Origin of the sequence: Komagataeibacter xylinus, assembly GCF_031081985.1 — a bacterium.
Taxonomy (GTDB): domain Bacteria; phylum Pseudomonadota; class Alphaproteobacteria; order Acetobacterales; family Acetobacteraceae; genus Komagataeibacter; species Komagataeibacter xylinus_E.
In genome coordinates this window covers 242,072-267,791 of sequence record NZ_JARWSK010000001.1, presented here as the reverse complement: position 1 = coordinate 267,791, position 25,720 = coordinate 242,072, and the positions used below count along the sequence as shown (strand labels likewise).

29 protein-coding genes and 1 tRNA gene are annotated in these 25,720 nt (G+C 59.9%); 24 read left to right on the top strand and 6 right to left on the bottom strand.

Annotation, left to right across the window (positions count from 1 at the left end; translation table 11 throughout):
- Positions 1-61 precede the first annotated feature (61 nt).
- The 15 genes from QEG70_RS01225 to QEG70_RS01155 all read left to right on the top strand — a co-directional run bounded on the left by QEG70_RS01225 (position 62) and on the right by QEG70_RS01155 (position 8,159).
- Positions 62-1,126, top strand: coding sequence for a coiled-coil domain-containing protein (locus QEG70_RS01225; RefSeq protein ID WP_308718964.1), 1,065 nt, complete (start codon positions 62-64; stop codon positions 1,124-1,126).
- An 85-nt stretch (positions 1,127-1,211) separates the two neighbouring features.
- Complete coding sequence (locus QEG70_RS01220) at positions 1,212-1,559, top strand: hypothetical protein (RefSeq protein ID WP_308718963.1); 348 nt, start codon at positions 1,212-1,214, stop codon at positions 1,557-1,559.
- The gene (locus QEG70_RS01215) at positions 1,556-1,741 is read left to right on the top strand and encodes a hypothetical protein (protein ID WP_308718962.1); all 186 of its coding nucleotides are present in this window, start codon (positions 1,556-1,558) and stop codon (positions 1,739-1,741) included. Before QEG70_RS01220 ends, QEG70_RS01215 begins: the two co-directional genes overlap by 4 nt.
- A 258-nt stretch (positions 1,742-1,999) precedes the next feature.
- Positions 2,000-2,692 (top strand): lambda exonuclease family protein, encoded by a 693-nt coding sequence (locus QEG70_RS01210; RefSeq protein WP_308718961.1) that lies wholly within the window; start codon positions 2,000-2,002, stop codon positions 2,690-2,692.
- A gap of 5 nt (positions 2,693-2,697) precedes the next feature.
- On the top strand, positions 2,698-3,366 hold the full coding sequence (locus tag QEG70_RS01205) for a hypothetical protein (RefSeq protein ID WP_308718960.1): 669 nt from the start codon (positions 2,698-2,700) through the stop codon (positions 3,364-3,366).
- Entirely contained in the window at positions 3,363-3,569 is a 207-nt protein-coding gene (locus QEG70_RS01200) for a hypothetical protein (RefSeq protein ID WP_308718959.1), read from the top strand. The genes QEG70_RS01205 and QEG70_RS01200 overlap by 4 nt, the downstream gene beginning before the upstream one ends.
- The gene (locus QEG70_RS01195; protein WP_308718958.1) at positions 3,556-4,158 is read left to right on the top strand and encodes a hypothetical protein; all 603 of its coding nucleotides are present in this window, start codon (positions 3,556-3,558) and stop codon (positions 4,156-4,158) included. The genes QEG70_RS01200 and QEG70_RS01195 overlap by 14 nt, the downstream gene beginning before the upstream one ends.
- Complete coding sequence (locus tag QEG70_RS01190) at positions 4,155-4,544, top strand: hypothetical protein (protein WP_308718957.1); 390 nt, start codon at positions 4,155-4,157, stop codon at positions 4,542-4,544. Before QEG70_RS01195 ends, QEG70_RS01190 begins: the two co-directional genes overlap by 4 nt.
- Positions 4,541-4,693 (top strand): hypothetical protein, encoded by a 153-nt coding sequence (locus QEG70_RS01185; RefSeq protein ID WP_308718956.1) that lies wholly within the window; start codon positions 4,541-4,543, stop codon positions 4,691-4,693. Before QEG70_RS01190 ends, QEG70_RS01185 begins: the two co-directional genes overlap by 4 nt.
- Entirely contained in the window at positions 4,690-5,208 is a 519-nt protein-coding gene (locus QEG70_RS01180; RefSeq protein ID WP_308718955.1) for a hypothetical protein, read from the top strand. Before QEG70_RS01185 ends, QEG70_RS01180 begins: the two co-directional genes overlap by 4 nt.
- The gene (locus QEG70_RS01175; protein ID WP_308718954.1) at positions 5,205-6,041 is read left to right on the top strand and encodes an FAD-dependent thymidylate synthase; all 837 of its coding nucleotides are present in this window, start codon (positions 5,205-5,207) and stop codon (positions 6,039-6,041) included. The genes QEG70_RS01180 and QEG70_RS01175 overlap by 4 nt, the downstream gene beginning before the upstream one ends.
- Complete coding sequence (locus QEG70_RS01170; protein WP_308718953.1) at positions 6,038-6,523, top strand: dATP/dGTP diphosphohydrolase domain-containing protein; 486 nt, start codon at positions 6,038-6,040, stop codon at positions 6,521-6,523. The genes QEG70_RS01175 and QEG70_RS01170 overlap by 4 nt, the downstream gene beginning before the upstream one ends.
- Positions 6,520-6,699, top strand: a complete 180-nt coding sequence (locus tag QEG70_RS01165; protein WP_308718952.1) for a hypothetical protein — start codon at positions 6,520-6,522, stop codon at positions 6,697-6,699. Before QEG70_RS01170 ends, QEG70_RS01165 begins: the two co-directional genes overlap by 4 nt.
- A complete protein-coding gene (locus tag QEG70_RS01160; protein ID WP_308718951.1) occupies positions 6,696-6,866 on the top strand; it encodes a hypothetical protein in 171 nt (56 codons plus the stop codon). Before QEG70_RS01165 ends, QEG70_RS01160 begins: the two co-directional genes overlap by 4 nt.
- A 180-nt stretch (positions 6,867-7,046) precedes the next feature.
- Positions 7,047-8,159, top strand: a complete 1,113-nt coding sequence (locus QEG70_RS01155) for a tyrosine-type recombinase/integrase (RefSeq protein ID WP_308718950.1) — start codon at positions 7,047-7,049, stop codon at positions 8,157-8,159.
- Positions 8,160-8,292: 133 nt separating this feature from the next.
- Here the strand turns inward: QEG70_RS01155 and QEG70_RS01150 are convergent.
- Positions 8,293-8,367: transfer RNA gene (locus QEG70_RS01150), tRNA-Val, on the bottom strand.
- Between the two features lie 177 nt (positions 8,368-8,544).
- Here QEG70_RS01150 and QEG70_RS01145 point away from each other — a divergent pair.
- The 3 genes from QEG70_RS01145 to QEG70_RS01135 all read left to right on the top strand — a co-directional run bounded on the left by QEG70_RS01145 (position 8,545) and on the right by QEG70_RS01135 (position 10,734).
- On the top strand, positions 8,545-9,405 hold the full coding sequence (locus QEG70_RS01145; protein WP_308718949.1) for an N-formylglutamate amidohydrolase: 861 nt from the start codon (positions 8,545-8,547) through the stop codon (positions 9,403-9,405).
- Between the two features lie 450 nt (positions 9,406-9,855).
- Positions 9,856-10,215 (top strand): con-10 family general stress protein, encoded by a 360-nt coding sequence (locus QEG70_RS01140; RefSeq protein WP_308718948.1) that lies wholly within the window; start codon positions 9,856-9,858, stop codon positions 10,213-10,215.
- Positions 10,216-10,356: 141 nt separating this feature from the next.
- The gene (locus QEG70_RS01135; RefSeq protein WP_308718947.1) at positions 10,357-10,734 is read left to right on the top strand and encodes a PRC-barrel domain-containing protein; all 378 of its coding nucleotides are present in this window, start codon (positions 10,357-10,359) and stop codon (positions 10,732-10,734) included.
- Between the two features lie 160 nt (positions 10,735-10,894).
- Here QEG70_RS01135 and QEG70_RS01130 read toward each other — a convergent pair whose 3' ends face one another.
- The 3 genes from QEG70_RS01130 to QEG70_RS01120 form a co-directional block, all read right to left on the bottom strand.
- On the bottom strand, positions 10,895-11,431 hold the full coding sequence (locus tag QEG70_RS01130; RefSeq protein WP_308718946.1) for a methylated-DNA--[protein]-cysteine S-methyltransferase: 537 nt from the start codon (positions 11,429-11,431) through the stop codon (positions 10,895-10,897).
- Between the two features lie 144 nt (positions 11,432-11,575).
- Positions 11,576-12,730 carry a YncE family protein gene (locus QEG70_RS01125; protein WP_374762524.1) on the bottom strand — a complete coding sequence of 385 codons (1,155 nt, stop codon included), beginning with the start codon at positions 12,728-12,730 and terminating at the stop codon, positions 11,576-11,578.
- A 52-nt stretch (positions 12,731-12,782) separates the two neighbouring features.
- Positions 12,783-13,628: a creatininase family protein gene (locus QEG70_RS01120; protein ID WP_308718945.1), complete on the bottom strand. Its 846-nt coding sequence runs from the start codon at positions 13,626-13,628 to the stop codon at positions 12,783-12,785.
- A 168-nt stretch (positions 13,629-13,796) separates the two neighbouring features.
- Between QEG70_RS01120 and QEG70_RS01115 the strand changes: the two genes are divergently transcribed.
- The 4 genes from QEG70_RS01115 (at position 13,797) to QEG70_RS01100 (ending at position 19,180) form a co-directional block, all read left to right on the top strand.
- Positions 13,797-15,899: a catalase gene (locus QEG70_RS01115; RefSeq protein WP_308718944.1), complete on the top strand. Its 2,103-nt coding sequence runs from the start codon at positions 13,797-13,799 to the stop codon at positions 15,897-15,899.
- 713 nt (positions 15,900-16,612) lie between these two features.
- Positions 16,613-16,927, top strand: a complete 315-nt coding sequence (locus QEG70_RS01110) for an Rdx family protein (protein ID WP_308718943.1) — start codon at positions 16,613-16,615, stop codon at positions 16,925-16,927.
- A 102-nt stretch (positions 16,928-17,029) separates the two neighbouring features.
- The gene (locus QEG70_RS01105) at positions 17,030-17,413 is read left to right on the top strand and encodes a DUF4112 domain-containing protein (protein ID WP_308718942.1); all 384 of its coding nucleotides are present in this window, start codon (positions 17,030-17,032) and stop codon (positions 17,411-17,413) included.
- Between the two features lie 150 nt (positions 17,414-17,563).
- Positions 17,564-19,180 (top strand): glycosyltransferase family 9 protein, encoded by a 1,617-nt coding sequence (locus QEG70_RS01100; protein WP_374762523.1) that lies wholly within the window; start codon positions 17,564-17,566, stop codon positions 19,178-19,180.
- A 7-nt stretch (positions 19,181-19,187) separates the two neighbouring features.
- Here QEG70_RS01100 and QEG70_RS01095 read toward each other — a convergent pair whose 3' ends face one another.
- The gene (locus tag QEG70_RS01095; RefSeq protein WP_308718941.1) at positions 19,188-20,609 is read right to left on the bottom strand and encodes an FAD-binding oxidoreductase; all 1,422 of its coding nucleotides are present in this window, start codon (positions 20,607-20,609) and stop codon (positions 19,188-19,190) included.
- Between the two features lie 184 nt (positions 20,610-20,793).
- Here QEG70_RS01095 and QEG70_RS01090 point away from each other — a divergent pair, with 184 nt between their 5' ends.
- Positions 20,794-21,729 (top strand): DMT family transporter, encoded by a 936-nt coding sequence (locus QEG70_RS01090; RefSeq protein ID WP_308718940.1) that lies wholly within the window; start codon positions 20,794-20,796, stop codon positions 21,727-21,729.
- Between the two features lie 25 nt (positions 21,730-21,754).
- Here QEG70_RS01090 and QEG70_RS01085 read toward each other — a convergent pair whose 3' ends face one another.
- The gene (locus QEG70_RS01085; RefSeq protein ID WP_308718939.1) at positions 21,755-22,696 is read right to left on the bottom strand and encodes an AEC family transporter; all 942 of its coding nucleotides are present in this window, start codon (positions 22,694-22,696) and stop codon (positions 21,755-21,757) included.
- 602 nt (positions 22,697-23,298) lie between these two features.
- Between QEG70_RS01085 and QEG70_RS01080 the strand changes: the two genes are divergently transcribed.
- Positions 23,299-25,320 carry an acyltransferase family protein gene (locus QEG70_RS01080; RefSeq protein ID WP_308718938.1) on the top strand — a complete coding sequence of 674 codons (2,022 nt, stop codon included), beginning with the start codon at positions 23,299-23,301 and terminating at the stop codon, positions 25,318-25,320.
- The last annotated feature ends 400 nt before the right edge of the window (positions 25,321-25,720 follow it).

The following is a 25,720-nucleotide window of genomic DNA, read 5'->3' as shown; positions in this document are numbered from 1 at the left end:
CGCCCAGGCCACCGGGATTGCGGTCCCGGCAGTCTGGCCGAGTTGGCACGATATGGAGACCATGATGAGCGAAACTATAAATGCTATTGAAGTAATCCAGACCTTAACCCCTCAGGTTGTTTTCCAGAAGGGCGGCGTTGAAGATGTAATTAGTAAGTTAGAGCGCGATGTTCGTGCAATGCGAGTTGATCCGACGACTGAAAAGGGCCGGAAAGAGATCAAGTCTATTGCCCATAAAGTCGCGCGGTCAAAGACGGCTTTAGATGGCATGGGTAAAGAGGTTCAGGCCGAGGCGAAGGCCATTGTTGATCGCGTAAACGAAGATCGCCGGGTTATCCGTGATCGTTTGGATGCCTTGCGCGATGAAGTGCGCGCACCCGTCGATGAATATGAGGCACGGGAAAAGGACCGCGTTGAAGCGCATCAGTCTGCCATTCGTGAGATTGAATACCTGGCGCGCTTTGATGCCGAACCAAATGAGGAACTTGTCCGTCAGCGTCTGGATGCTTTGGCATCGTTCAGTGGTCGGGACTGGCAGGAATTCGCGGCGCGCGGCGCACAAGCCTATGAAGACGCAGAAAGAAACCTGAACGCGCATTCCATTGCTGCCAAGGAGCGACGTGAGGCGAAGGAAGATGCCGATCGCATTGCAGCGATAGAGGCTGAGAAGCAGCGCGTCAGACAGGAAGAAGAACGTAAGGCCCGTGAGGAAGAGATCGCACGGCAGGCCGCGGAAACCGCCCGTATAGAAGCCGAGCGCCGGGCGAAGATTGAGCAGGATCGGGTTGAGCGCGAACGGCAGGCAGCGATTGAGCAGGCACGGCGTGCCGTGCAGCAGAAAATTGAGGCGGCTAAGCAGGCGGAAGAGCAGCGCAAGGCTGCGGAAAAGAAGGCAGAAGAAGACAAGCAGGCGGCTATTGCCGCCGAGAGAAAGCGCGCTGAAGACGAAAAGCGGCGCGAACAACAGGAAGCCGAGCGCAGGGCAAACGACCGCGCCCACAAAGCTAAGGTCAATGGTGATGCTCTGCGCGCCCTGATCACTCTGGGATTATCTGATGATCAGGGGAAGGCCGTAATCACAGCAATCGTGCAGGGGAAAGTCCCGAACGTCATCCTGTCCTACTGACACGCCCATACGCATCGGCTCTTACGGGAGCCGGTGAAATGGCCGAGTTGGCCGATTATTTTCCAAGTAATGAGAGGAATTGATTATGTGCAGTAATCTTCCTGACGGTTGTTCGCAGGGTGATATTGATAACGCTCTGGGCGGCTACTGGCCCGCATGGGCCGAGGACGAATATCAGCGGCTGCGTGAGTATCAGTCATCTTTGATCGCTCTGCGCGAACAGGCGAAGGGTGTTGATGCCCGCTTTCATGACGTGAGCGACATGACGGGCGGTGTGCATGGTGGCGCGCTGGATGATGAAATCGTCATGGTGAACAAGTCCATCAAGGACTTCCCGGAAACGGTTGAGCGCATTGAGGCAGGCGAGCGGGAGAGCCTCGCTTTTGACCGCGCCGATATTCGCCGGGCCGAGCGTATGGAGTTCGCGGCATGACCAGCCAGTATGAACAGCCCCTCGACAACATTTACGAGGGTCTATCGCGCGCTGAAATCGTTCTGCGCCGCGACGTAGAGAAGGAAACGCGGCCCGAGATCAAAGCCGATCTTGAGGATGTTCTGGCGCGCCTGTGCGAGGCCCGTAAAAGCCACTCATTTCTTGCGGAGATGCTGCCATGACCTTCCCCCTGACCGAACACCAGCGCGTGCGGATCAACCGGCGCGTGATGCAGAACCATGTAGGGAGGAAGGGGCTGTGACGAACGCACAGAGGCAATCCTTTATCCGGGGCATGCAAGAGCAGTATGGCGGCGAATGGGATAGCAAGATCCGGCGGCCATCAGATGATCTGACCATCCCGGCATGTCCGTTCCCTGATTATAGCGCACTGTGGCTTCCTGGTGGTCAGCGGGCGGCGTTTGTTGAGGGGTGCATGTGATGGCCCTCACGGTTTATGATGATCTTGAGCAAGGAACGGATGAGTGGCTTCAGGCGCGCTGTGGTGTGCTGACGGCCAGCGTAATCGGTAAATTGGTCACGCCTACCGGAAAGATCGCCAATAACGAGACCGTGCGCCGTCTGGTCGCCGATCTTCTGTCCCAGCGCATCACCGGGATTGTTGAGGAAACGCCCCAAACCTACGCCATGCAGCGTGGTCATGAGGACGAGATTGAAGCCAAGATTTACTATGCTGGTCACGTCGCACCAGTCAGTGATGTTGGCTTCATGGTCGAGGACAAATGGGGTTTTAAGATCGGCTATTCCCCAGATGGACTGGTTGGCAGCAAGGGGCTGCTCGAATGCAAGTCCCGAGCCCATGGTTTGCAGCTTGAAGTGATCTGTAGCAGGTCAGTGCCAACTGAATATATGGCTCAGATACAGACTGGCCTTATGATCTCAGGCCGAGAATGGCTTGACTTCATCAGTTTTCCTGCCCGAGGCGGCGGAAAGATGATGATAAAGCGAGTTCTGCCTGATCCGCAATACCAGGCGCTTCTGATAGACGCAGCCACACAGTTTGAAGCCCGTCTGGCCGAGAAGCATACCGAATATTCTGAAGCATTGGCTGACCCTGCGCTCAGTTTTATTTACGTTGAGCGAAGGGCGATGGAAGAGGACATCGTAATCTGATGGACATGAGCAAGACGATTATCGCCAAGTCTGATCAGCTTAATGCTGATGATCTACTTGGTGGCCCGCGCACAGTTGAGATTGAGCGCGTAACCGAAGGCAATGCGGATCAGCCTGTGGCAGTGCTCTACAAGGGTTGTAATGGGAAGCCATACTATCCGTGCAAATCTATGCGCAGGGTTATGGTTCATGTCTGGGGATCGGATGGTCACAGCTACGCCGGGAAGGCTATGACCTTGTTCCGCGAGCCCAACGTGAAGTTTGGTGGCATCATGGTGGGCGGCATACGCATAAGCCATATGAGTGGCTTGCAAAAAGATATGCCCATAGCTCTGCAGGTCACACGCGGAAGCAAAAAGCTTTATACGGTCAAACCGTTGCAAGCTACCCAGACGGAAAAGTCTCAATCTAAGGCAGCACCGGCAGAAAATGAAACCAAGCAAGTGGTAGATGGCTTGGCGGAACAGGTACGCTCTGCTCAAGAAGCGGCAGAAAGGGCAATTAATGCCATGAATGCTGCTTCCGACATGAAGGCCCTTGAAAGAATCAACATGTCTAATCGCTACAAGGAGTTGATCGAATTTGTCGAAAAGCACGACAAGGCAACGTTTTCTGCTCTGACCAAATGCGCAACCGATAATGCTCAGCGTATCAGCGAGGCAGAGTTCGCATGAGCCAGATCTCCGACGCCGCCGAACCCGAACACCTGACCCGAACCACATCGTGGCTGGAGCAGGTCAAACTCCACATGCGGGCGCATAATTCTGCGCCCCTAACCGCCCAGCAGCACGAGAGGCTCCAGATTGCCCGCGCCAACGGGGTCGAGCCGTGGGCCGCATTCGACCAGATCGTGGGGGCTGACAATGTGTGGTTCTGAAAACGAACTGATAGCTGATGCTCGGCAGGTTGATTTGGAAGATGTGATTATGAAAAACGAAGAACAGTTTGTGGTGGTGCGGTTTCCGCTGTCGGACGAGCAGGTCGATAAATTCTGTGATGGTGCGGAAAGGGAGATGGTGGTTTCTCGCGATGACCGTAAGGTGGCAGAAGCTGGTATTCGTAACGTTGCCGCCCCCATCCCGCCGTGCGCGGATGTGGAGACGGTTGGATGGGCACGGGATTACGTTTTCGCCGCCCTCAAGAACCCCGGGTGCTGCGCAGTTTCAATCCACAATGAATTTGAAGGTGGCGTGCCCCTCGTCCGCCGCACCGACATGGAGGCGCAGGTTGCCCTCGCATACGAAAAGGGATGGGCTGCGGGGAAACGTGACGCATGCAATCAGCAGGCCCGTGTAGCGGCTGAGAAGGATGCGGATATTAAGCGACTGAAAATGGCCCTGTCAGACATTTGGTGCACGCTTCTGCAAGCCACAGAGAGCGAAGCCCCTACGGATAATTTGGTCTCCTCTGCCCTGAAGGTTTTGCGCTGGTCAGATGCAGCCATCAACGGAAGGCCAGTGGAATGAGCGACTGGAACGGCCTGCCAGACCAGCCGGAGCGGAGTGGGTGGCATTGGGTGAATTGGGACGGTTATGAGTTGCCAGTCCTTTGGAAGGCTAATGTAAAGGCATACATTACTGCTGCTGGACCCAAAGTTCTTGAAACAGTTATTTATGAGGAGTGGCAATACATCTGCCCATGCCCAGACCCATCCGAACTCGCGCAGATGCGGAAGGATGAGCGGGAGCGGGCTGCCAAAGTCGCTCAGGAAATCAGCGTTCATTATTACGCACTGGGTGACGCGGCGGAAAATGATGTGGATGTCGTGGCATTTGAGGAACGTATGTTTGCCGCAGATGAATGTGCCGTCGCCATCCGCGCCCTAACCGACGATAAAGGGAAGAAGTCGTGACCAGCCGAGAATATGCCGAATATCGTCGGTTGATGGAATTGCCTGTCGAAGAACAGACAGAAGAAACCGAAGACGCCTTGGGACAGATTTTGGATTGGATAGACGGTGATCGAGAGGATTGCCCGTATTTTGAGGGATTGCAGTCGTGAGAAGTCGGGAAGAACAGATCAACGACCTTGCCGTGGTAATGATGGATGAAGGAGGCAAAAAAGAAGCCTCCTATGCATTCGCTCAAGAGACGATTGATGCTGCCATCCAGCGCGGGCGTGAACTGGAGCGTGCGGAGATGTTCGATGTGGCGGTCCGCGTTGCCCGGGATGTTGCGGAACTTCCGGACCGGACATCGCCGGATGGAAATCCGGATATGATGCTGGTCACAGCAGAGGAACTGACCGAAATCGTTCGTCGTGCCCTTGGTGGCGTTGGTGACGGCCACGATAGCGACTGCGCTACACATAACGAACCGGCGTTTCCGAATGGCCCCTGCAACTGCACGAAGCGGGATACAGAGCGGTTGGATTGGCTGGAAAAGCAGCGTTTCCCCGAACTACGCGCTTTCGATGATGGCTTTCTCGTAGCCACGGATCAGGTTTGTCGATCAAGCGGCATGGATACGGCGCGTGATGCCATTGACGCCGCCATGAACGCGGAGAACTGCCAGTGACCATCACAGCCACCTCAATCCTCGCCAGCATTAGCAATGCTGGAAAACGTATCGACACGCTTCTCTTGCGGTATCCTCGCTTCATCCATGCCGAATTCATGACGCACCGGCAGTTCAGCCGGAACGCCAGCAGCAGCAGGGCTATACCGGTCGAGCGATTGATTGTGGACGTTGATCGCGATCAAGCCGTGCCTGTGTTCTGGGGGATGAACCAGACAGGGATGCAGGCGCGTGAGGAAATGTCAATCGACGATAGGTCGGCCACAGAAATGCTTTGGCATGACAGTGCTAAATATGCCGTCGAAACTGCACGCCTTATGGCTGGACACGGCGCTCATAAACAGATCGTCAACCGCATCCTTGAACCGTTTGCCCACATCAACGTGGTGGTGACTGCCACAGAATGGGACAATTTCATGGACTTGCGTGACCATGAGGATGCACAGCCGGAAATCCGTGCGCTGGCACAGACAATGAAATCGGCTATTTCAACGGCGGATACGCAGCACCTCTATACAGGGCAATGGCACCTGCCGTTCGTGACGCCAGAGGAAATCCGCGAATACCAGGGCCTCATGGACCCGACACGCAACCTTCGTGCCGTGTCGTCGGCCCGTTGTGCCCGCACGTCCTACCTGACACATGATGGCCGCCAGTCATCGCTGGCTGAGGATGTGGCGCTTGGTGAACGTCTGACCAAATCAAGGCCATTCCACGCCAGCCCGTTCGAGCACCAGTCCACGCCCTACGTGCCCAGCTTCCACGATGAAACCGACCAACGCAATTTCCGGGGCTGGGTCCAGAACCGATCCCTGATGGAGAAAAGCCTGTGACCGAACAAACCCACACCCCATACCAGCGCGGCCGCCGGGCTGCTGAGCGTGGAGCGCCGCGAGTGGTGCCTGATGACATCCACAAGGCCGAGACCGGAGAAGATGACTGGTATCGCGGCTGGGATAGCGTTCCAGCCAATCCACCCACTGAAGATCGGGCGGAACGCCACAACCATGGGAAAGCACGACTGGATTACCTGCCCCCTGACGTGATGACCGCCCTTGCTGAGCACATGACAAAAAGCATGGGGCCGGGAAAGAAATATCCTGAGCGTAACTGGGAGAAAGGCATGCCGCTCATGACGTGTTACGCATCGCTGTTGCGACACCTGTTTGCCTGGGCTCAGGGAGAAGATCGTGATAAGGAAAGCGGTAGCCTCCATCTAGTTTGCGTGCTGTGGAATGCGATGGCGATGGTGGCTTACACGCTGCGCGGCGTTGGGAAGGATGACCGGCCTTCCAGCAATCGGGAGGCGGCATGAGGCTCCGCGTCGATAGCCATTTTGGCTTTTTCTGCAAAGGCTACCGAGTGGAATGCACAAGCAACGTCGCGCGGATTTTTCTGCGCGACAAGCTGGTCGGACAGTCTCGGGCTATCTCTCGCACGGCCATTGAGCGGGACGTGGAGCGCGTGATTGCCGGGGAGAAATTGGCATGACCCATACCTTGAACAACCCTGGTGGCGATCCCGAGCCGCTGGAACTGATCATGCAGGGCCCGCATCGCGTTCTGGTGCGCCATCGGAAGGAAATCGTGGCGATGGAGGCTGTCGTCTGGCAGCGGCTCGTTGATAGCGGGCGTGTGGTGGAGGTGGGGAATGGGTGAAGCAGACCTCATGACCCTGCGCGATGTTCTAGATCGGCTAAAGGGCCGTATCGGCCGAACGCGACTGCTGTCTCATCTGCGCTCATATCCGGAGCATAACGGCGCCCCTATCTGTCGCCGGTGGGGAAAAAAATATCTCTTTTCCCCGGATGATTACATAAGACTTATTGAAAGCATCGAATGCCCCTCAAGCTCGTCACCAAGCCGAGATCCAAAAACTTCTACATTCGCGGCACTGTCTCCGGACAAAGCATATATGAAAGCACGGGCACGGCTGACAAACGGCTTGCAGAAGAAATCCGGCGCAAACGCGAGGCCGAACTCTGGAATGAGACGATCTATGGCAAGCGGGCCGTCATCACATTCGCAGAGGCCGTAACGGCATATCTGGATGACAGTCCCAGGTCGCAGGCCACGCAACGCTATCTTCTGCGCCTGCTGGAACATTTCGGAACAACAAAACTGGGAGACATCAACCAATCATCCCTGCGTCCTGCTTACCGCGCCATACTGCGTGATGGCGAACAGGCGGCAGCATCCACCAAAAAGCGATCAATTCGCACGCCATTGCAGGCGGTTCTTGAGTTTGGCGCGATAAATGGCTGGTGTGACCGGCCATCATTTGCTCCCATCTCTGTTCAGAGCAGGCCAAAAAAATTCATGCGGCCCGATCAGGTTTCGCAACTTGTTGTCTGTGCTGCCCCTCACCTGCGACCCCTGATTGTGTTTTTGGCATCAACAGGGTGCCGACTTTCGGAAGCGCTGGATCTGGAATGGAAGGATGTTGATCTACACGGCAGGCGGGCGGTGGTTTGGCAAAAGCAGGGGCGCGAGCGCCACGTTGATCTGCCGCCAGCCGCTCTGGAGCGATTAAAGGGCATCCCGTATCGGGACGGATTTGTGTTTCGCCCCATCATCAAAACCCGATACGGTCAGGAGTTTGGGGATCGGTATCACAATTCTGAGCGCCAGTATGGCGGCCAGATCAAAACCGGATGGGCTGGGGCGTGCAATCGGGCCGGTCTGCCGGGTCGCATTAGGGAATGGGTTCCCAAGGGCAGCAAGATACCAAAACAGGTCTATGTGCCTGATTTCACCCCTCACACTCTGAGGCATACGTGGGCGACATGGCACTATTGCGTTTACCGAGACCTATTGAGGCTCAAGGCGGATGGTGATTGGAGCAATACGAATACGGTTGCCGGATACACAAAGCTCATGCCGGATGCCTACCGTGAGGAGATAATCCGATGGTGGGACCACGGGCCAGACCTGCCATCTCGCAGAAAATGACTGCACGGATTTTGCACGGATAGGGGCGATTTCAGGTGAACTGATACGGACTATAGCGGACTTTATGAAAAAGGGATGAAAATAGAAAAACCGCCAATAAATGGCGGTTTTCTAAGGTTTTCTCCGGAACCGATGGTGGGCGCAACAGGGATTGAACCTGTGACCCCTACCATGTCAAGATAGTGCTCTACCGCTGAGCTATGCGCCCATCGTCCGTCGATGAAGAGGCTTTTACTGGCCCTTTCAGGCGGATGCAACCCCCCTTTTTTAAAAAAAACGCATTGACCCCCGGCGTGCCGCCTGCCCCTATGGCGGCCATGCGCTGGCCTGCCTTTTCCTTCCCGCTACCTGTTCCCATGTGGCTGTTCCCTATAGGAAAACCCGCATGACGGAACGCGCCGTGCCGCCCTTTCATATCATTGAACCCCAAGGCATCCATCGGCCGGTTATCGTGGCGTCTCCCCATTCGGGGCGTAACTACATGTCCGAATTCCTGCGCCTGTCCCGGCTGGGCGCACTTGCGCTGCGGCGCAGCGAGGACTGTTACGTGGAGCAGTTGTTTGAAGGCGCACCAAAGCAGGGCGCTACCTTGCTGCACGCCACCTTTCCACGGGCCTATTGCGATGTGAACCGTGAGGCATGGGAACTCGATCCCACCATGTTCCGCGAGGCCCTGCCTGCGTGGTGCAATACCACCAGCCGCAAGGTCAGGGCCGGGTTTGGCACCATTGCCCGCATCGTGTCGCGTGATGGGCCGATCTATGCCCGCCCGCTCCCCTTCGCGGAGGCCGAGAAACGGGTCCGCACCTGCTGGCAACCCTATCATGATGCCCTTGCCCATCTGGTGCAGGACAGCGTGGCGCGACATGGCTTCTGCCTGCTGCTTGATGCCCATTCCATGCCCGTGGTGAAGGGACGCGGGGACCAGCCGGATTTTGTTCTGGGTAATGCCTGGGGCACGGCCTGCACCCAGCAGATGACGGCGCTCGTCGAGCATGTGCTGACGGCCCACGGCTACAGCGTTGCGCGTAACGTGCCTTTTGCAGGGGGGTATGTAACCCGCCATTACGGGCGGCCACGGCGCGGCGTGCAGGCCCTGCAACTGGAAATGAGCCGGGCGCTGTATATGGATCAGGACAGCCTGCAACCCCATGAAGGCTTCACGCGGCTGCAAGCCGTGCTGATGGAAGTCGTGGCCATGCTGGCGCAGTATGGCGACACGCTGGCCCAGATGGCAGCCGAATAGGCCGCACAGACGCGGATAAAGCTGCGCTTGCCACCCACATTCCCGGTTTGTCGCCCCGATCCGGGCAAAATCCGCACCAACATGAACCGGGTCACGGCAGGGCCGATGCCCGTCGCGACAGATCGGCAGCACAGGGAGCCGGGTATATTGACGCCCTGAACCCGCGCCTTGCGCAATACTTTTTCTCCTACTGCCCCTCCCCGTCCCGTTCTAGTCTGAATTATAAGGTCCATGGTCTTAATTTTATTATGACCGGACTCATTCCGATATCGACTCTTATTGTAATGGCTACTTTTTTATTTTATACGGCCCGGCTGCAACCGGGAAAGGAATGCATCGTTGATCTCCTCACAGCGGATGTCCCCGGGATTGCTTCCTCAGTAAAACCCTATGATGGAGCGAGGAAAAACAAGGATCCCCTGTAGCCGCTGCCAGCGAAAGGTGAAGATCATGAATTCTCATATCTCCCTGCATAACCGTATTGTCCTGTCCCCTGCCGATAGTCGCGGCGGCGGCGGTGCCGCGCACAACCCCGGCAACTTTGCCAATGACCGCGCAAAGGCGGCCGAGGCCGGGCACAAGGGGGGCCAAAACAGTTCTGGCAACTTTGCCCGCGACCCCGAACGCGCCGCCGAGGCGGGCCGCAAGGGTGGCCAGCACAGCCACGGCGGCACGGGCCATGAGGCGGAAAAAACCAACCAGGCCAGTCACAAGGGCACGGAACACCGGTCCGGCAATTTTGCCGATGACCCCGAGCGGGCGGCGCAGGCCGGGCGCAAGGGCGGCCAGCACAGTCACACCAAAACCTGAACCCACCGGCTCAGGGCAGGAGGAGGCCATGGCGGTGCCGTGGCTCCTCTCCCTTTGCAACAGGCCCCGCGCCACAGCCACACGAGAAGGCAGGCATGCCCCTGCGTGGCGCGGCACGAAGAACCGGCAAGGAGAAGTTACATGTCTGCTACGGCAAGCAACACAATGACCAACAAGCATGACCTCATTTCGTCCGACCAGGTTGAAGGCACGGCCGTGTATTCACCGGCGGGCGAAAAACTGGGCACGGTCAAGTATTTCATGGTCGACAAGATTTCAGGCGATGTCGCCTATGTTGTCATGAGCTTTGGCGGCTTCATGGGCATGGGGAACAGCTACCACCCCCTGCCCTGGAAAGCCCTGCATTACGACCCCCGCCAGGGCGGCTATATCGTGTCGCTCACGCGCGAGCAGCTTGAAGGCGCACCGGCCTATGCGCAGGACATGTCGCCTGACTGGAGCAACAGCACCTATGGCCAGCAGGTCGATACCTATTACGGCGGATTACCCCACGCCTGAATCAGGCCGTAATCCGTAAACTGGAACCGCAGGGAACAGCCTTGGGCCGTAACCTGCGGTTTTTTAAATTTTCAACAGCCTGAAAGTTTTTGGTGAAGCTTTTTTCAAAAAGATTCAGAGAACACTGGTTGGAAAAAAAGACCTTACCAAAAACCCGTTATCATTTTCCCCCCAGGTGCCAGGCCCGCTCCCGCGCCAGAAGGGCCTGCTTGCGGGCCACACCCCAGCGATAGCCCGAGAGGCTGCCATCGTGGCGGATGACGCGATGGCAGGGCACCACCACGGCCAGCCGGTTGGCGGCACAGGCTCCGGCCACCGCCCGCACGGCAGTCGGGCGGCCAATGCGGGCGGCCAGTTCGGTATATGTCACGGTGTGGCCACAGGGTACTGCGCGCAGGGCCTGCCAGACCTGATGCTGGAAAGGCGTGCCTTGCAGCGCAAGTGGCAGGTCGGGCATGGTCCACGGGGCCTCGATGCCGGCAGTCACGACCTCCAGCCAATGGGCCAGCGCCACATCATCCGCGCCCCCGGCCCGTGCCGTGGGAAAAGACGCCACGGCGGCCCGTCGCAGCGCGCGCTCATCCGCATCGAGCATAATGGCCGCAATCCCTTCCGGCCCAAGTGCCACCATGACCATGCCAAGACCTGAAGGCCCGGTGATGAAACGGATGTCGGCATCCTGTTTTGATAGTGTCATGACCGGCCAGCCCCTTTGTGCGTAGCGGATATTGCAGCAAAGAGCGGGGAATCATGCAAAAGTTTTTGTTGGAGGCACAAAAAAAGACGCCGCCTTTTTGAAAAAGACAGCGCCCAAAAAGTTTTTATTTTTTAAAACAGTTCCTTAACGCAGAATTCCGGTATGCCCGATCGAATAGCGGCCCGGCTGCGGCCATACGGTCAGGCCATGAGGCTCCAGCCCCACGGGGATCTTGCGCATGGTGCCCGTGGTGGTGTCGATGGCATAGACGACATCATCAAACCGGCCCGAAAGCCAGAGCGTCCTGCCGTCATTGCTGACATTGCCCATGTCAGGGCTGCCGCCACCGGGAATGGGCCAGTTGGCCACGACCTTGTCAGTCGCGAAATCGATCACGCTCACGCCACCCGCCTTGCCATGTGGCGGCCCATGAATCTTGTGCGAGCCACGGTTGGCCACGTACATCTTCGTGCCGTCACGGCTGGGATACAGGCCATGGGTGCCAATGCCGGTGGGGATGAAGCCCGTCTCGCGGAAGCTGTCGCCATCAATCACGAACACGCCATCGGCATGCATGTCGGCCACGTAGAATTTGTGGCCATCGGGCGCGGTCAGGATATCCTGCGGCATGCCCCCGGCCGAGAGCTTGAGGTAGCCGATGACCGTGCGGTTGACCGTATCGATCTTGGCCAGATAGCCGCCGAACTCACAGGTAAAGATGGCGTAACGCCCGTCGATGGAGAAATCGGCGTGGTTGACGCCCTTGCACTGCGGCACCGAGACCGAGCCCTGCAATGCCATGGTATGCGGATCGCGGAAATCGAGCCTCTGGCGTGCCTCGGCCACCGTGATGGCGGATTTGCCATCGGGGGTGAAATACATGTTGTACGGATCATCCACCGCCACCTCGGCCAGTGGCTGGGTGGTGCGCGGGTCGATGGGGGTGAGCGTGCCGTTGGTCGTGCCTTCGGCATTGTTGGTCACCCACAGGGTGCGCAGATCCCACGAGGGCACGACGTGCTGCGGGCTCTGGCCCACCTTGAAGCGCGAGATGACCGTATAGGTCTGCGGATCGATCACATACACATTGTTCGAGCGCAGGTTGGGCACGTAAATGCGTGGCGGATCCTTGGCAACCTCGGGGTTGAGGTTGTTGGCCTGGGTCTCGCTGTAAATATTGTGGGGGTCGAGCACGGGCGGCATGCCGGGAATGGTGTCAACAGCCTGTGCGAGGGCCACCCCACCTTGCAGCAGCAGCATGCCCAGCCCCAGAACCGGTAGTTTTTTCTTGTGTGTCATAGTGTGATCCTGTTCGTCGCGGCCCCTATAGCACGCCATGGCAGCAGCGCAATCAGGGCGAATTCCGTCCTGTTAGGTCGTGTTGCATGGCCGCAACCGTGGCGTTGACCTGCATGTCCGCCCCCACCTGCCCAAGGGCTGCATCGGCGCGGCGCGGGTCGCCGCCATAGACGCCCTGCGCTGCGCCAGGCAGGGGGGCGGCCTGCAGCGCCTGCGTGCGCACAAGGGCGGGGTCAAGGGCCAGCATCAGTGAAGTGTCAGACAGGTCGGCATGCATGCCGACCTCCGCCGCATGGCCATGCTGGCGCAGCCAGGTGGCATAGGCGCCCGGCACCACGTCGTAATAGGCGGGCACGTACAGCACATGCGCCCCCGTGCCCTGCCAGCGGTGGTTGAGCGTATCGGCCACGGTGCGCAGATCCTTCTGGTAGCCGCCATGATCGCCAATCAGCACCACGCGCGTAAACCCCTGCACGCGAAAGCTCTCGGCGGCATCGCTGAGCAATGCGCGGAAGGTGGCCGGGGTTATGCTGATGGTGCCGGGAAAGCGCATGTGCGACGTGCGCGGCGACGTGCCACCTTCAGGCACGTAGGCCACCACCGGGGCCACGAGCGCATGGCCCGCCGCGCGCGCAATGCGGCGGGCAAGCAGCAGGGCGCGCACGTCATGCTTGCCCACCGCAATGTAAGGCCCGCTCTGTTCCGTGCCGCCCACCGGCACGATGATGGTGGTATCGCCCCCCTGCACCGCGTTGCGGATTTCGGTCCAGGTCAGGTCCGTGAAATCGACCGTGCCGGGGCTGGGGCTGGGGCTGGGGCTGGGGCTGGCCACGGCCGGGGCGCACCAAAGGGCGGCAAGCAGGCTGCCTGCGGCCAGAAGGGCTGAACGGTTACGCATGGATGGCAGGGCTCTCTGGCTGCTGGCGGTTCATGCGCCCGTGTGCCCTGTCGCCGCGCAATTGGCAACCGCCATCAGCAACGGCCCCGACATCACCATGCAACTCACCCCATTCCGCCCCGTTGGGAAAGCACATCCCTTCATCTCCAGCCTGGACACACCCCCATCATGACAAAAACACCCAAAGCCCCGAAAGCCGTGGCGACCCACGTCGGCGCTGGTGGCGAAACCCACCAGACCGCCGGCAATGATACGCCCGTCATGACCACCCAGCAGGGCCTTGCGGTATCAGATGACCAGAATACCCTGCGTGCGGGGGCACGTGGTCCGGCCCTGATGGAGGACTTCCATTTCCGTGAAAAGATCTTCCATTTCGACCATGAGCGCATCCCCGAGCGCGTGGTCCATGCCCGTGGCTACGGCGCGCATGGTTATTTTGAACTGACCGACAGCCTTGCCGATGTGTGCAAGGCCGATCTCTTTGGCGAGGTAGGCGTGCGCACGCCCGCCTTCGTGCGGTTTTCCACCGTGGCGGGCAACAAGGGCTCGGCCGATGTGGTACGCGACGTGCGCGGCTTTGCCGTCAAGCTCTATACCAGCCAGGGCAACTGGGACCTGGTGGGCAACAACATCCCCGTCTTCTTCATTCAGGACGCCATCAAATTCCCCGATTTCGTGCATGCCGCCAAGCAGGAGCCGGACCGCGACTTTCCGCAGGCGCAGACAGCACACGACAATTTCTGGGATTTCGTCTCGCTCTCGCCCGAGGCCACGCATATGGTGTGCTGGGCCATGTCGGACCGCGCCATTCCCCGCTCCTTCCGCTTCATGGAGGGGTTCGGGGTGCATACCTTCCGCCTCATCAATGCGGAGGGAAAGTCCACCTACGTCAAATTCCACTGGAAGCCAAAGCTGGGCCTGCAATCGGTGGTGTGGAACGAGGCGCTCAAGATCAACGGCGCCGACCCCGATTTCCACCGCCGCGACCTGTGGCAGGCCATCAAGACAGGCAACTTCCCCGAATGGGAACTGGGCGTGCAACTGTTTGATGATGCATTTGCCGACAGCTTCGACTTCGACATCCTCGACCCCACCAAGCTGATCCCCGAGGAGCTGGTGCCCGTGCGCCGCGTGGGCCGCCTCGTGCTCGACCGCATGCCGGACAATTTCTTTGCCGAAACCGAGCAGGTGGCGTTCTGCACCCAGAACGTCATCCCCGGCATCGACTTCACCAACGACCCGCTGCTGCAGGGGCGCAATTTCTCCTATCTCGATACCCAGACCAAGCGCCTTGGCGGCCCCAACTTCACGCACATCCCCATAAACGCGCCCAAATGCCCGTTCGCCAACTTCCAGCAAGATGGGCATATGGCCATGCACAACCCGAAGGGACGGGCCAATTACGAGCCCAATTCGTGGTCGCAGCCCGCCGGTGGCCCGCGTGAGACCCCCGCAGGCTACACCTCCTACCCCGAGGAAGAATCCGGCCCCAAGCTGCGCCAGCGTTCGGAAACCTTTGCCGACCATTACAGCCAGGCGCGGCAGTTCTATATCAGCCAGACGCCGGTGGAACAGACCCACATGCGCGATGCCTTCGTGTTCGAGCTGAGCAAGGTTGAAACCCCCGCCATCCGCGCACGCATGGTCAGCCACCTACTGCATGTCGATGCCGAACTGGCCCAGGGCGTTGCCAGCGGGCTTGGCCTCTCGCCCCTGCCCACACCTGCGCCTGCCGCCCGCCCGGTGGTGGAAGGGCTGGAGCCGTCGCCCGCGCTGAGCATCCTCAAAAACGGGCCGGACAGCTTTGCAGGCCGCAAGCTGGGCATTGTGGTGAGCAATGGCGTCAATGCGGACCTGCTCTCCGCCCTGATTGCCGCGACCGAGGCGGTGGATGGCACGGTTGAACTGATCGCCCCCACCGTGGCGGGCATTACGGACAGCGCGGGCAACGAGGTTGTAGCGCAACAGAAGATCAATGGCGGCCCGTCCGTGCTGTATGATGCCGTGGCCCTGCTGCCCACGGTGGAAGGGGCGAACCTGCTGCGCCATGAGGCCACCATGCGCGACTTCATTGCCGATGCCTTCGCCCACGCCAAGTTCATCGCGCATAATGATGCCGCCGAGATCCTGCTCGCGGCAGCGGGCCTGCACCCGCGTGCGCGCGATGCGGGCGTGATTGCGCTCGAACGCGCGGATGACGCCACGGCTTTCATCCAGGCCTGTGCGGCGCTGCGCCTGTGGTCGCGTGAAAGCCAGGTCCACGCGGTCTGACCACGCGGCACCCGCCCTTCCGGCTGCCTGAGAAACGGGTTGAAAAAACTATCGATAAAAAATGATGAAGGTTTCGGGGTGCCGCCTTTTTTCAAAAAGGCGGCATTCTTCGAAGCTTTTTGAAAAAAGCTTCACCAGAAACGTCCTTATGATTTGTGGAGGTTTTCCGGGTAAAATTTTCAGACAGTCTCCGGGGGCGGGTCAGTCCAAACTCGACCCGATCAGGCTCGTAACAAATGTATTGCCTGTAAAAAACAAGGGTAAAATCCCAGAAAACGCGATAGGCAGGATGCCCTTGCCGGAACCTGAAAGTTTCCACCCGGGTCGCTGATTCCACAATATTTGTAACCCGCTCCCACACGTTGTGAACTGCCCTGCGGAATTCCCGTGACGACAGGGAAGCTGCAGATGGTCCGGCCCCAAATCTCCGGCATAATGGAGTGAACTGTCTATCATGCATGGACGTCTTCCTTCCTGATTTGCCGAAGATCGTCTGTGACAACACTTTCCTCGGAATATCTTCTTTATCGTCTCGACTGAATCCCTGTTTTCATTTCCATATCTCCGTCACTGCATTGATATGTGGGGGCACATGGCCCGCAAGGTTTCCGGTGCTTCATGGCCTGAAAGGCGCTATATCCATTCATGGTGCATGATACCCATCAGGGCAGCCGGGCGGCCCCGTCCGGCTGGATGAGACAGGAGGAACGCCCATGACTGCCCCGATCCCCATCACAGGCCGCCCCGATATCTCCATCCTTTACTGCACGCGCTGCAACTGGCTGCTGCGCGCGGCATGGATGGCGCAGGAACTGCTCTCCACCTTTGGCGAGGAACTGGGCAGCGTCAGCCTCATCCCGGCAAGCGGCGGACGGTTCGAGATCACGGTCAACAGCCAGCTTGTGTGGGAGCGCAAGCGCGATGGCGGCTTTCCCGGCCCCAAGGACCTCAAGCAGCGCGTGCGCGACGTGATCGCGCCGGGGCGTGACATGGGTCATATTGATCGCGATGGGGGCGCGTCCGGCTAAGGGCGATATCGGGCCTCGATGAAATCTTTTAGCCGCTTTTAAAGCGCGCGCCATGAAGCCTGCCGCATTGTAACGCCTCAGGGCACACCCCATAATAACAGCATGAACGCTTTTGCTTCTTCGGTCGCCGGCGCGCGGCCTGCCGATATCCGTGCTGAAGTTGCACGGCTGCGGAAACTGGCGACCCTGCTCGATGCCGCCTTCCGTATTCCCGGCACGAAGGCGCGCTGGGGGCTTGATACGGTGATCGGCCTGCTGCCGGTGGGCGGCACGGCGATCATGCTCATCCCTTCCCTCTACATTATCTGGAAAAGCGCGACGCTCGGTGCCAGCCAGAAGGTGCTGGCCCGCATGCTGGCCAATGTGCTGATCGAGGCGGCGGCAGACCTCGTGCCCGTGCTGGGCGATATTTTTGATACCGCCTTCAAGGCCGACCTGCGCAACGTGGCGCTCCTTGAAGCACATCTGGGCCTGGCCACGCCCTAGACGCAGGCGGCAAGGGCGCTAGACTGGACGCCCCACGCTCCTGAATCCAAAGAAATCCGCCGCCATGCTCCTCTTTTTTTTCCGTGCCGCACAGCTTGGCCAGCCCGGGGGCTGCGCCTGTCACGTCGCATGCCGTGGTCATGGCGTGACATGAACAAAAAAGCCCCCCGCACGGTCACCGCCACCAACGCCATGCTTGCCGATGCGCTCGGCCTGCTGCGCCAGGGCCAGTTTGCCCAGGCTCGTGCCGTGCTTGAAAGCTGTACGTCCTCGCCTGAGGTCGAGATTCTGCTCGCGCATGCCCATGCAGGATGCAACCGGGTGCAGGAGGCGGCCCGCCTGCTGTGCCGGCAGGCCGTGGCCAATCCCGGCGCCCGCCACCCGGCGCGCGACATGCTCGACCTGCTGCTGCCCCATGAGCGCGTGGATGAGGCCGAAGCCGTGCTCCGCGCCGTGCGCCAGCGCGCGGGGCAGGATATCCGCACGCATGACATGCTTGGCGAACTGCTGCTGCAACGCGGCCGCACGGCGGAGGCGCATGCCGTGCTGACCGACGGGCTGAGCCTGTCACCCGCCCAGCTCACCACCGGCAACCTCATGGCCGTATGCCTGATGGAACAGGGCGAATACGCCGCCGGGCGCGACCTGCTGCTTTATATCCTCGAGCATCACCCCCGCAGCGCCATGACGCATGCCAACCTTGCGCACCTGCTCGCGGGCTGGAACCGCACCGATGAATCGCTCACAATCCATGCCCGCGCCCTAGCACTCCGCCCCGATGATGCCAACCTGCGCCTGAACCATGCCCTGACCCTGCTCAAGAACGGGCAGATGGCCCGGGGCTGGGCCGAATATGAATGGCGGCGCAAACTCCCCGGTCGCGCCCGCCTGCCTGAAGCACGAACCCTGCCCGTGCTGGCGCCAGATGCCGACCTGCGGGGCAAGACCATCCTCATCACGCGCGAAGGGGGGCTGGGCGACATGCTGATGATGCTGCGCTTCGTGCCGGTGCTGGCAGCCCTGGGCGCGCGCGTGATCGTGCAGGCTCCCGACACGCTGCACGGCCTGATCCGCCGCATGGATGGCGTGCGCCGCGTGTTCAATGACCGCCAGCCCGTGCCGTTTTATGACTGGCACTGCCCTTTCCTCAGCCTGCCGCATGTACTGCACCGCATGCCGGGCCATGCAGGTGTTGCCGTGCCCTACCTACATGCCGATGCAGGGCGCGTGCAGGCCTGGGCGCCCTTCCTGCCGCAGCGCCCGACACTCCGGGTAGGGCTGGTATGGGGCGGGGCCAGCAGGCCCGACGTGCCAGCAGCCCACGCCATGGACCGCAGGCGCTCCATTCCGCTACGCAGCCTGGCCCCGCTGGCGGGCGTGCCCGGCATTTCGATGGTCAGCCTGCAGATGGGCACCTACGCCCGGCAGATGATGGATATGCCAGCCGGCATGCGCCTGCATGACCCCATGGAAAGCGTGCGCGACATGGATGACACGGCAGCCCTCATCGCGGGCCTCGATGTGGTGGTGTCGGTCGATACGTCGGTCGCCCACCTCGCTGGCGCACTGGGCTGCCCGGTGCTGCTGCTCGACCGGTTTGACAATTGCTGGCGCTGGCTCTCGGGCCGCACCGACAGCCCGTGGTACCCCACCCTACGCATCATCCGCCAGATCCGCGCCGGGCAGTGGGATGATGTGGTGCGCCGCCTGTGCAGCATGCTGGCCAAGCGCGACCTGCCGCCATCACGCCTGCTGCCAGCCATCTGAAAAGCGCCTAGCCCTGATAGACCGGCCCCGGCGGCAGCAGCTTGCCGGGGTTGAGGATGTTGAGCGGGTCCATGGTGTGCTTGAGCGCGCGCATGACCGCAAGCGTGCCCGCGCCGTGCTCGGTCTCGAGAAATTCCAGCTTGCCCATGCCCACGCCATGCTCGCCACTGCATGAACCACCCAAAGCAAGCGCCCGGTGCACGATCCTGCGGTCAAGATCCAATGCGCGGGCATGGCCTGCGGGCGTATCCTCGGTGATGATGAGGGAGTGAAAATTACCATCACCCACATGCCCCAAAAGCGGCACGCGGAGGCCGGAGGCCGCAATATCTTCCCGCACGCCCGCGATCAGTTCGCCCAGTTTCGAGATCGGCACGATGCAGTCGGTTGAAATGACGCGCGCTGTCGGCTCGATGGCCTTGGCGGCCCAGAAGGCATCGTGCCGGGCCTTCCATAGCCGGGTGCGTTCCTCTGCCGTATCGACCCAGGCAAAGGCCAGCCCGTTATTGGAAAGCGCAATGGCCTCGACCGCCGCCACCTGCTCCTGCACGCTGGCAGGCGCACCGCCAAACTCGAAGAACAGCGTGGTGAGATCCTGATAGCCATCGAGCTTCGAATACCGGATCGAGGCCGCCATCTGCACGTCATCAAGCAGTTCCACCCGGCTGATGGGAATGCCGCACTGGATGATCTCGATGGCGGTCTGCACCGCGTCATTGAGGTCGGCAAACTGGCACACGGCGGCGGAAAGCGTCTCTGGGCGGCCATGCAGGCGCAACTGCACCTCGGTAATGATGCCCAGCGTCCCTTCCGAGCCGATGAACAGCGATGTCAGGTCATAACCCGTGGATGACTTGCGCACGCGCCCGCCCGTGCGAATTACCTCGCCCGTGGCCAGCACCACGGTCAGGCCCAGCACGTTCTCCTTCATGGTGCCATAGCGCACGGCGGCCGTGCCCGAGGCGCGCGTTGCGCACATGCCGCCCAATGTGGCCTCGCCACCCGGATCAACCGGAAAGAACAGCCCCGTGTCACGAATCTGGGCATTGAGCGCCTGCCGGGTCAGCCCAGCCTGCACGCGGCAGTCCAGGTCCTCGGCATTCATCTCGACAATGGCGGTCATTTCGGACAGGTCAAGGCTGATGGCGTGTTCGGCAGGTGTTACGTGCCCTTCAACCGACGTGCCCGCCCCAAACGCCACCAGCGGTACCGCATTGGCATGGCAGGCGCGCAGCACGGTAGCCACATCCTCGGTCTTGCGGGCAAAGACCACGGCGCCGGGCAGGCAGGCGGCTTCCATGGCCTCGCCATGGCTGTGGGCCTCGAGCACCGAGGGCGAGGTGCTGACCTGCCCGCCCAGCCCGCCTGCGCGGATGGCGGTCAGGGCGGCCTGAAGACGGGCTGCGGGCGAGGCGGGCGTGTCAGTCATGCAAGGTGTCCAGGTAGAAAAATCAAACAGGTGGCCCTAGTGTAACAGCATATGGCGGCACACGGCCAGACGGGGCGGCTGGCGGGTCGGGCATGTCTGTTTTTTCAGGCACATGCAGGCAACCACCCCTTGCGCCCGCCCGCCTGTGATGCGCAAATGCACGCCGCAAAACGGGGGGAAACAGATGAACATGGCCTTTCTTACCTCGGGCATGATGCTGGCCTTTGCCGCATTTTCCTCGTTCTCGATCAGTGATGCCTATTCCAAGCTGCTTGCAGGCCAGCTTGACCCGTTCGAGGTCGCCTTTTCCGGTGGCGTGTTCGGTTTTCTCATCATTCCGTTCATCCGTGGCAAGAACGAATCCTACAGGGATATTTTTGCGCCCACCCACCCGCTGATGTGGGTGGTGCGCGCCGTGGCCACCTTTGTCGCAACGGCTGCCAGCGTGGAGGCCTTCATGCTGCTGCCAATGCCTGAGGCACTCTCGCTCATGTTCCTCATGCCGCTTTTCGTCACCATCCTGTCCGTGACGCTGCTGCATGAGAAAGTATCGGGCTGGGCGTGGCTTTCAGTCATACTGGGTTTTGTGGGCGTGCTGATCGTGCTGCGGCCAGGCGTGCGGGCGCTGCATCTGGGGCATCTGTGCGCGCTGGTTGCCGCCATCGCCAATGCCGTGGGCGTGATTGCCTACCGGCTGGCAGGCAATGACACGCCCCGGCTCTCGCTGTTCGGCTCAAGCCTGTTCGGCCCGTTAATTGGCGATGGCGCGCTGATGCTGGCCCACGCGCACTGGCCGCACGGGCTGAAAACATGGATGTTCCTGTTTGGCTACGGCTTTCTTGCCGCCCTTGGCCAACTGTTCATGATGATGGCCACCGCCCGCGCGCCCGCCAACCGCGTGGCCCTGCCCCAGTACAGCCAGATGCTGTGGGCAGTGGCGTTCAGCTACTTCCTGTTTCATCAGCCGCTTGATGGCTGGACGTTCGCGGGCATTATCGTGGTCACGCTATCGGGCATGATCAACTGGATCCGCCAGCATATCCTTTACGGCGAACTGGTGCTGAAGGAACGCCGCGCGGCCCGGCGGCGGGCCGAGACCTATGAACCCGATCGGGGCTGAAGGCGACCCGCCCCATACGGGCGGCCTAATGCTGCGTGGTGAGCAGAATGAACAGCACCATGGTCAGCACGGAGGCCACCGCGCTGAGAAACAGGGTTGAAGCTGCCTCCTGTTCATCCGTTCTGAAGCGGACCGCGAGAATGACCACGACCGTGCCCACGGGGATGGACAGCGTCAGCACGGTGGCGCGAATGACATCATGCGGCAGGCCCAGCACGGCCAGCACCAGCCATGCCACCGCAGGCACGACAATGTTGCGCGCGAGCACCGTCATGACCACCGGCAGCGTAATATGCACGCGCTGCAGGAACAGCACCACACCAGACGCAAACAGCGCCACACCCGTGGCGGTATTGCCCAGCAGCCCCATGGCGCCAAGCAGCGCAGGGGGCAGACGGACGTTCAGCACCACCAGCCCTGTTGCCAGAAGCGGCGCCCACACGATCGGCTCTTTCAGCGCGGCCCCCACCTGCCCCACGAAACTGACCGATCCGCCATCCGTAACCGTTGCATCGTGGCCCAGCATCATCATGCAGACCGGCGTCTGGACCAGCACCATGGCGAAGACCGCGGCCGATATGGCAACCGCCGTGCTGTCATGCCCGATCAGGACCGGCAGCATGGCGGAACCGATAAAGGGCACCGAGGGCGCGCCAATGGCCAGTCCCTGCAACGCCGCCGCCGCCCCGCCACGACGCGCCACATACCGCGACACCCCATACGCCACCGCAAAACTTATGCACATAAGCCCGAAGACCGAAGCCGCCAGCGGCATCTGGCCTGCAAGGATGTTACGCGGCATGTGGGCGATGCCTACGAACAGGTTGAGCGGAAACGCATAGAGCATGACCAGCCGGTTCAGCACAGTCACATGCGTGCCATCAAAATCATGGTGCCACCCGGCACGGTAGCCCAACACAAACACCACGATGAGGGGCAGCATCGCGGCAATAATGGTCGAAAGCATGGAATGAAACGGCCTTATCCTACGCACGCCCCCACCACGCGTGACGGAAGCGCTGCCAAAAACAATCCTGAGCAGACCTGCGGGGATATGGCAATGGCATCCCGGATATTCAGGATGATGTTTCTCGTTTTGTAAGAAAATAAAAATATACTCAAATCAATGATTTAAAAATGAATACTTTAAAAAATTTTCCCTAATTATCATGCACTTATACAGCCAGTCGTTCTAAATAGGCCCCACCTATTTTCAATAAATACATTAAATTAAATATATTTATTATTAAATGACAAATAATTACTTTATTTCATATCAAAACACATCATCTGATTATACAAATCCATACATGTGAATTTTTCAAAAGCGGCTTTGGTTTTCTATCTCACCGCATGCATTGCCGCGCAGCATCCAGGCCGGCGGTAGCCAGTCTTTTTACAGGCATGCGAGGCGTGCGTTTATTAATCAATAAAAAATAATAAAATAAAATTTACGTGAAGCAACAGGGAAGAAAAACTCTGAAACAATACTGGCGTTTGCGTGCAGCTATTCCCCTCCCCTGAACCGTGCCTGCGCACCGTTCACTGCCGCACGAAAAGAGCCGACCAATGGCCCCTGATCCCTCCCGCCGCTACCGCCGCGATATTGATGGCCTGCGCGCCATTGCGGTTACCGCCGTAGTCCTGTTCCATGCTGGCCTTTCGCCGCTGAAATCGGGTTTCACCGGCGTGGACATTTTTTTTGTCATTTCCGGCTTTCTCATAGGCGGCATTGTGTACCGTGATGTCGGGGCGGGGCGCTTTCGCTTCGATGCCTTCTATGCCCGACGCGCCGCCCGCATCCTGCCCGCGCTCATGGCCGTCATCGCCTTTGTCACGATCCTTGGCGTCGTGCTGGCCAGCCCGCAGGACTACAGGCAGATTGCAATCGGGGCGATGGCGGCCCTGAGCGGGTGGTCCAACATCCTGTTCTGGCGGCAGGTCAACTATTTCTCGCCCGATGCCCATCTTGATCCGTTTCTCATGACATGGTCGCTCGGCGTGGAAGAACAGTTCTACCTGCTGTTTCCCTTCCTGCTGCTTGCGCTGCGCCGCATGACGCGCCCTTTCGTTCTTGGGGTCATTGGCGTGCTCTGCCTGGGTGCCCTTACACTTGCCGTCATTGGCATGAGCCGCTGGCCCACGGCGGTCTTCTACCTCCTGCCCACGCGGGCATGGGAACTCGGGGCCGGAACCTTCCTGGCCATCGCCCGCTCAGGGGCGACAAGACCCCTGCCTGCCCTGCCCGCCAACATACTGGGCTTTACCGGTATCGGGCTTGTGGTGCTGTCAGTCTGTCTTTTTAACGAACATACCCCCTTCCCCGGCCTTGCCGCGCTGCTGCCGGTGGGGGGCACGCTGGCGCTCGTGCTGGCGGAAGGCAGTGTTTTCAACCGCCTTGTCCTGTCCGCGCGCCCATTCGTGGGGGTGGGGCTTGTTTCCTATTCATGGTATCTGTGGCACTGGCCGCTCATGGCGTTGACATGGCTGTGCATGGCGCAAGCCCCCCGGCCCGCGCAGCTCGTCGTGGTGGCCTTCGTGTCACTCGGGCTGGCCGTGCTGTCATGGCGTTATATCGAACAACCCTTCCGCCATGCCCGCCTGCCCAGCCGCGTGGTCCTGCTGCGTTATGGCAGTGCGGCTGCATTATGCGGGGTCGTGCTGTCAGCCATTTACATGAGCCACGGCTTTCCCACCCGTTTCAATCCCGCCCTTATGGTGACGGAAGCCAGCCTGGCAGAAGGGCGCGGCGGGTCATGCCTGGCCAATTATGGCGATGCCCGGCCCAATACCAGTTTCGCCTGCATGCACGACACCGGACGCCTGCAGATCGCCCTGCTCGGTGACAGCCACGCCGCCGCGCTTGCACCTGCCCTTGCCCGCATTGCGCGCGAAGGCGGGTATGATTTCGTGCAGTTCACCAAGTCATCCTGTCCGCCGCTGATGGGCGCCACGCGCCTCATGCCGCAGCATCCGGGACACGCGGCCGCCTGCGCGCTCTATAACGAACGCGCCATAACACTGGTGGCCAACAACCCGGAAGTGCAACTCGTGGTCCTGACCGGCTACTGGTCCGCCCCCTTTGAGGCCGATGCGGGCGATGATGCCTATGTTGACCCGCAACATCCGGTGAATGATGGCGTGGTGGCTGGCATCGCGCGCATGCGCGCCGCCCTGATCCGCACCGAAACCATCCTGACGCACGCAGGCAAGAAAGTGATCGTGCTGGGTGATGTGCCGCATTTCCGCCTCGACCCCGCGCGTGAGGCTGTTACGACGTTCATGCCCGTGCGCTCATGGATTGAACACCAGCTTGACCCTGCCCTGGCACTCGCCGGGGGGATCGCGCCCCCGCCCCTGGTCGTAACGCCCGCGCCTTCCATTGAAAATGCCGTGCATGCGGCCGCAACCGCGGTTGGCGGCCTCACCTATGCCTCGTTACATGAGCGTTTCTGCACGCCCCAGGGGTGCCGGTTCAGCCGCGGGGCCGCCTCGCTTTATGTAGACTCCCAGCACCTGTCAGGCGTGGGAGGTGAAGTCGCCCTCAATGGGCTGATCGATCTCGCGCCCTCCACAATGGCGGACAAGTAAACACAAAGGTCCGCCCACGCGCTTTCCTGCATGCCCGCCTGCCACCGACAGCCACGCCCGCCGTGGCTGTTCGCGTATGCAGCCTTACGCCCCCGATACGGGAAGACAGCCTGAAACCATAAAATATTTTCTTTTTGATAATTGTATAACCTATTGATTTATATACAATTACACTCCGGTTCTAATGGCACTTGATGCATATATCACGGTTACGTTACCGGCCTCTCCCTTGCGTGAGGGGGGGCGTCTATATATCAATGAATACAGATGATTCTCCGGCTTTCCACCGGGGCATATCCAGAACTGTCCGGTTTGCAGGAAAGGCATAGACTTATGCTTTACATGACCATGAGAATGAATTTCCGAATATCTGGCATTCTGGAACATCATAAAAAGTAAA